The 716-nt window shown below is 69.0% G+C and carries 1 protein-coding gene; it reads left to right on the plus strand.

Annotated elements, in window-relative coordinates; all coding sequences use genetic code 11:
• The coding region (locus tag U9983_RS17170; protein ID WP_322755006.1) for an AMP-binding protein at positions 1-716 on the plus strand (716 nt) is incomplete at both ends.

Below are 716 nucleotides of genomic sequence, written 5' to 3' on the forward strand. Positions count from 1 at the left end.
TGGCCGATCCGTCGCTGCGGCTGAGCGCCGTGGATGCGCTGGGTGTGGACGAGCGTCGCAGGGTCGTGTCGGAGTGGAACGACACCGCGACCGACGTCGCGCCGGTGACGATTCCGGAGTTGTTCGCGGCGCAGGTGGTGCGTACTCCGGATGCGGTGGCGGTTTGTGGTGACGGTGTCGAGGTGACCTATGCGGAGTTGGATGGGCGGGCGAATCGGCTGGCCCGGTATCTGGCTGGGTATGGGGTGGGTCCGGAGTCGGTGGTCGCGGTGTGTCTGGAGCGTGGCGTCGATCTGGTGGTGGCCTGGCTCGGGGTGTTGAAGGCCGGTGGGGCCTATCTGCCGATCGACCCGGAGTATCCGGCCGAGCGGATCAGGTTCATGCTGCGCGACTCGCGTGCGGCATGTGTCGTCACGTCGGACGTCTGCGCTTCCGACGTGCCGGTGCTGATCGGCGTCCCGTTCGTGGTCCTCGACGATCCCGCGGTGAGCGCGGCGGTGGCCGGTCTGCACGACGGTGAACTGACCGCGGGCCAGCGCGCGGAGCGGCTGCTTCCTGCTCACCCGGCCTATGTGATTTACACGTCGGGGTCGACGGGGCGGCCGAAGGGTGTGGTGGTGTCCCATGCCGGGGTGAGCAGTCTGGTGGCGGCGCAGGTGGAGCGGTTTGCGGTGGACGCCCACAGCCGGGTGCTGCAGTTCGCGTCCCCCGGCTTT

The sequence above is a fragment of the Protofrankia sp. Cas3 genome, assembly GCF_963555955.1.
In the GTDB taxonomy this organism is placed as follows: Bacteria; Actinomycetota; Actinomycetes; order Frankiales; family Frankiaceae; genus Protofrankia.